The organism is Streptomyces olindensis, from assembly GCF_040645895.1.
In the GTDB taxonomy this organism is placed as follows: Bacteria; Actinomycetota; Actinomycetes; order Streptomycetales; family Streptomycetaceae; genus Streptomyces; species Streptomyces olindensis.
In genome coordinates this window covers 1-6,289 of the sequence record NZ_JBEYZD010000149.1, presented here as the reverse complement: position 1 = coordinate 6,289, position 6,289 = coordinate 1, and the positions used below count along the sequence as shown (strand labels likewise).

The following is a 6,289-nucleotide window of genomic DNA, read 5'->3' as shown; positions in this document are numbered from 1 at the left end:
GTGATGTCGACGCCGTTGTTGTTCGTGGAGTTCGCGCGGCAGCGGGGTCTGTCGCCGGACGGCCGGTGCAAGTCGTTCTCGTCCTCGGCTGATGGGGTGGCGTGGTCCGAGGGTGTCGGCGTGGTGGCGCTGGAGCGGTTGTCGGACGCGCGGCGGTTGGGGCACAACGTGCTGGCGGTGATCCGCGGCAGCGCGGTGAACCAGGACGGCGCCAGCAACGGCCTCACGGCGCCCAACGGCCCCTCCCAGGAACGCGTGATCGCCCAGGCACTCGCCAACGCGGGTCTGACCCCGTCGGATGTCGATGCCGTCGAGGCTCACGGCACGGGCACGACCCTGGGTGACCCGATCGAGGCGCAGGCGCTGCTCGCCGCGTACGGCCAGGACCGCGAGGAACCGCTGCGGATCGGCTCGGTGAAGTCCAACATCGGCCACACGCAGGCCGCCGCGGGTGTGGCCGGTGTGATCAAGATGGTGCAGGCGCTCAGGCACGGGCGGTTGCCGCGGACGCTGCACGTCGACGAGCCGTCGTCCCATGTGGACTGGTCTTCAGGTTCGGTGCGGTTGCTGACCGAGGCCGAGGCGTGGCCGGTGAGCGGTCGGGTCCGCCGGGCTGGTGTGTCGTCCTTCGGTATCAGCGGCACCAACGCGCACGTGATCCTGGAGGAGGCTCCCGACACGCAGGAGACCGCATCTGTTTCGCCTTCTCTGCCGGTGATTCCGTTGGTGGTGTCGGGGCGGAGTGAGTCGGGTGTGCGGGCTCAGGCTGGGCGGCTGCGGGAGTGGTTGCTGGAGCGGCCGGATGTGGATCTGTCCGATGTGGCGGCCTCGTTGGTGCAGTCGCGGGCGCAGTTGGAGTGGCGGGGCGCGGTTGTCGGCCGTGACCGGGATGAGCTGCTGTCCTGCCTGAGTGATCTCGAACCTGGGGCGGTCGGTTCGGGGAAGACGGCGTTCCTCTTCACCGGTCAGGGTGCGCAACGGGCCGGTATGGGTGCCGAGTTGTATGAGGCGTTCCCGGTGTTCGCCGCAACGTTGGACGAGGTGTGTGCGGCCTTTGCTCCGCTGCCGTTGAAGGACGTCATGTTCGGTGACGGCGATCTGCTGAACCGGACGGAGTTCACCCAGCCGGCGCTGTTCGCGTTCGAGGTGGCGCTGTTCCGGCTGTTGGAGTCCTTCGGAGTGCGGCCGGATGTGCTGATCGGGCACTCGATTGGCGAGTTGGTGGCCGCCCACGTCTCCGGCGTCTGGTCGCTGGAGGACGCCTGCCGGGTTGTCGAGGCCCGGGGTCGGTTGATGGGTGCTCTGCCCGAGGGCGGGGCGATGCTCGCGATAGCCGCTACCGAGGACGAGATCGCGGACGACCGGATATCCATCGCCGCGGTCAACGCCCCTGGAGCCATTGTCGTTTCGGGCGACGAGGACGCGATCGCGGAGGTTGAGCAGCGCTTTGCCGATGCCGGTCGCAAGACCAAGCGCCTCCAGGTCAGCCATGCCTTCCACTCGGCCCTGATGGAGCCGATGCTGGAGGACTTCGCGGCCGTCACGCGCGAGGTCACTTACAACACCCCGCGCATTCCTCTCGTCTCGAACGTCTCCGGAGACCTCGCGGGCGACGAACTGCTCGACCCGTCCTACTGGGTCCGCCAGGTCCGCGCAGCGGTCCGTTACGCCCCCGGCGTCGATACACTCCTCACCTCCGGCGTGCGCCGCTTCCTGGAGGTCGGCCCGGACGCGGTCCTGGCGGCGATGACCCGCCAGAGCCTCCCCGAGGAGACCAAGGCTTTCGTGGCGGCGGCCGCGCGCCGCGACCACGACGAGCACGAACAGTTCGTCACGATGCTCGCTCACGCCCACACCGCCGGCGTCACCGTCGACTGGGCCCCGCTGTTCGCGGGCCGCCCGCAGCAGCACATCGCCCTGCCCACCTACGCCTTCCAGCACCAGCGTTACTGGCTCCGGTCCGCCGGGGCGGACGGTGTCGGGGACCGGTTCGGGCACCCGTTGCTGACCGGTGCGGTGGCGGTCGCCGGGAAGGACGAGTGGGTCTTCACCGGCCGGCTCGCGGTGGGGCAGCACGCGTGGGTGGCCGATCACGTCGTGTTCGGCTCGGTGCTGCTGCCGGGGACCGGTTTCGTGGAACTGGTGCTGACCGCCGGTGCGCGACTGGGCGTGCCGGTGGTCGCGGAGCTGGTGCTGGAGGCGCCGCTCGTGCTGGACGGCGGCACGGCGGCCGAGCTCCAGTTGACGGTGGGGGAACTCGACGACCTGGGCAGGCGCGGGTTCTCGATCCACTCGCGGCCTCTCGCCCAAGGCGCCGGCACCGACCTGGCCGGTGCGGGCGCGGCGGACGGGTGGGAGCTGCACGCGACCGGGCTGCTCGCCGCCGAGGAGGCGGGCGGCGACACGGCCTGGAGCGGTGCGGAGTGGCCGCCGGTGGGCGCCACGCCGGTGGAGTCCGAGTCGCTGTACGACCGGCTGGCGGAGGCCGGCTTCGGCTACGGGCCGGTGTTCCAGGGCGTCGGCTCGGCGTGGACACGCGGCGACGAGGTCTTCGCCGAGGTGTCGCTGGACGAGGCCACCCGGGCACAGGCGTCCGGCTTCGGGCTCCACCCGGCGCTGTTCGACGCGGCGTTCCACGCGGCGGTGGACGGTCTGCTGGCCGATCTGCCGGACGGGCGGCTGCCGTTGCCGTTCTCCTTCGGGGGCGTACGGCTGTACTGGCGCGGGGCGGACACGGTTCGGGTCAGGATCACGCGCTCCGGGCCCGAGACCGTCCGGGTCGATCTCGCCGACGAGGCCGGGGAGCCCGTCCTGGCCGTCGACGCGCTGCTCGCCCGGCCCGTGGACGCGCGGACGCTGGACCGTGCCCGGACCGGGGGCCGCGGGCCGCTGTTCGACATCGAGTGGGTGCCCGTCCCGTCGGCGGAGCCGTCGGGCGAGAGTGGCGCACGGCCCGTGGGCATCGGCGTGCCGGTGCCCGGGGTGGAGCACTTCGCGGACCTGGCCGAGCTGGCGGCGGCCGACCCTGCCGGCGGGTCCCTCGACGTGATCGTGTGGGGGGCTTGTGGTGCCGAGCCGTCGGACGGCGAGGTGCCCGGTACCGTCCGCGCCGGTGTGCACGCGGCGTTGGCGACGCTGCGCGCGTGGCTGACCGACGAGCGGTTCGCGGAGTCCCGGCTCGTCGTCCTCACCCGGAACGCGGCGGGGCTGCCCGGCGAGGTGCCCGACCTCGCGGCCGCGGCCGTGTGGGGCCTGGTGCGCAGCGCGCAGTCGGAGAACCCCGGCCGGATCGTCCTGGTCGACCACGACGGCGGCGACCTGCCGGACGAGGTGCTGAGCACCGCCGCGCGGGGTGACGAACCGCAGATCGCCGTGCGGGCCGGGGCGTTGCTGATGCCCCGCATGGTCCAGGTCGCGCCGGTGGGGGAGGCCGGGGCGGAGCGGCCGGTCTTCGGTGACGGCACGGTGCTGGTCACCGGCGGCACGGGCGGGCTGGGCGCGGTCGTCGCCCGGCACCTGGTCGAGGCGCACGGCGTCCGGCACCTGCTGCTCGTGTCCAGGCGCGGCGACCGGGCCGCCGGAGCCGCCGAGCTGGTGGCCGAGTTGGCCGCGGCGGGGGCGGACGCGACGGTCGCGGCCTGTGACGTCGCCGACCGGAAGGCGCTGCGCGAGCTGCTGGACTCGGTCCCCGCCGCACACCCGCTGACCGCGGTGATCCACTCGGCCGGTGTGCTCGACGACGGCACGATCGAGACGCTGACGGCCGAGCAGGTGGACCGGGTGCTGGCGCCGAAGGTGGACGCCGCCTGGAACCTGCACGAACTGACCCGCGAACGGGACCTGTCGGCGTTCGTGCTGTTCTCCTCGGCCGCGCCCCACCTCGGTGGCCAGGGACAGGGCAACTACGCGGCGGCCAACGCCGTGCTGGACGCCCTGTGCCGCCGGCGCCGCGGCGAGGGACTGCCCGGGCACTCCCTCGCCTGGGGTCTGTGGAAGCTCGGCATGGCCGCGGCCCTCGGCCAGGAGGGCAACGAGCACCTGGCCGAGCAGATCCGGGCGCGGCTCGGGCTGGTCCCGCTGTCGGTGGAACAGGGCATGGAACTGTTCGACGACGCGGTGGCGACGGAACGGCCGTTCCTCATGACGGCGGCCCTGGACCACGCCGCCCTGACGGCGCTCGGCCGGATCGGGCTGCTGCCCGCCGTGCTCAGGTCCGTCATCCGCGTCCCGGCCGGAGCGCGGCGCGCGGACCGCAGTTCACTGGTGCGGCGCCTCGCGGACGTCCCCGAGGCCGAGTGGGACGGGACGGTGCTCCAGGAGGTCCGGGCGATCGCCGCGTCCGTGCTCGGCCACCCGGAGGCGGACGCGGTCGGGCCGGACGTGCCGTTCAGCGAGATCGGCTTCGACTCGCTGGGCGCGGTGGAGTTCCGGAACCGGCTGGCGAAGGCCACCGGACTGCCGCTGCCGTCGACGCTGGTGTTCGACCATCCGACGGCGGCCGCCGTGGCGGCACACGTCCGCTCCCGGATCGACGGGTCGGGCGTCGGCGCCCGGCAGGTCGTCCGCCGGACACGCGTGGACGAGCCCATCGCGATCGTCGGCATGAGCTGCCGCTACCCGGGCGGCGCCGCATCGCCCGACCAGCTGTGGGACCTGGTCGCCTCGGGGACGGACGCGATCACCCGGTTCCCCGACGACCGCGGCTGGGACCTGCGGCGCCTGTTCGATCCCGACCCGGACAAGCCCGGCACCGTGTACACCCGCGAGGGCGGATTCCTGCACGACGCCGGTGACTTCGACGCGGGGTTCTTCGGGATCGGGCCGCGTGAGGCGTCGGCGATGGACCCGCAGCAGCGACTGCTGCTGGAGGCGTCCTGGGAGGCCCTGGAGCACGCCGGGATCGACCCCACGGGGCTGCGGGGCACCGACACCGGTGTCTACGCGGGCGTCATGTACCAGGACTACGGATACTCGGTGCGGTCGGCCGCGGCCGCCGAGGGCTACCTGGCGACCGGCTCGGCCGGCAGCGTGGTGTCCGGCCGGGTCGCCTACACCTTCGGGCTCCAGGGCCCGGCCATCACCATCGACACCGCCTGCTCGTCGTCGCTGGTGGCGATCCACACGGCGGCCCAGGCACTGCGCCAGGGCGACACCTCCCTCGCCCTCGCGGGCGGTGTGACGGTGATGTCGACGCCGCTGCTGTTCGTGGAGTTCTCCCGGCAGCGCGGGCTGTCCCCCGAGGGCCGGTGCAAGGCCTTCTCCGCCGCCGCCGACGGTGTGGCGTGGTCCGAGGGCGTCGGCGTGCTGGTGCTGGAACGGCTGTCCGACGCGCAGCGGCTCGGGCACGACGTCCTGGCCGTGATCCGCGGCAGTGCCGTCAACCAGGACGGCGCCAGCAACGGACTGACGGCCCCCAACGGTCCGTCGCAGGAGAGCGTGATCGCCCACGCGCTGGCCAACGCCGGCCTGACCCCCGCCGACGTCGACGCCGTCGAGGCGCACGGCACCGGCACCACGCTGGGCGACCCCATCGAGGCGCAGGCGCTGATCGCGGCCTACGGGCAGGACCGCGCCGAGCCGCTGCGGATCGGGTCGATCAAGTCGAACCTCGGCCATGCCCAGGCCGCCGCCGGTGTCGGCGGTGTGATCAAGATGGTGCAGGCCATGCGGCACGAGCGGTTGCCGCGGACGCTGCACGTCGACGAGCCATCACCGCACGTCGACTGGTCTGCTGGCTCGGTGCGGCTGCTCACCGAGCCCGAACCCTGGCCGGCGGGCGGCCGGGTCCGCCGGGCCGGTGTGTCGTCCTTCGGGATCAGCGGCACCAACGCGCACCTGATCATCGAGGAACCCCCGGCCCGCAAGCCCGCCGCACCGGCCGCACCGGCCGCACCGGCCGCACCGGCCGCACCGGATGCACCGGCCGCACCGGCCGCGGGACCGGCCACGACGCTGCCCGTGCTCGTGTCGGCCAAGAGCGCTCAGGGACTGCGCGCACAGGCGGCCACGCTGCACCGCTGGCTCTCCGAGCGGCCCGACGCCGACCTCGCGGACGTGGCCTCCGCGCTGGTGACGTCCCGGGCACATCTGGAGTGGCGGGGCGGTGTCGTCGCCGGTGACCGCGCGAGCCTGCTGGCCGGCCTCGCCGAGCTGGCGGCCGGATCGGCCTCCGCCGGCGTGGTCTCCGGCACGGCCGGCACCGGAAAGACCGCGTTCCTGTTCACCGGTCAGGGTGCGCAACGGGCGGGTATGGGCGCCGGGTTGTATGCGGCGTTCCCGGTGTTCGCCG

The 6,289-nt window shown here is 73.4% G+C and carries 1 protein-coding gene; it reads left to right on the top strand.

From position 1 onward, the window contains the following. The coding region (locus ABZ948_RS40565; protein ID WP_435857807.1) for a type I polyketide synthase at window positions 1-6,289 on the top strand (6,289 nt) is incomplete at both ends.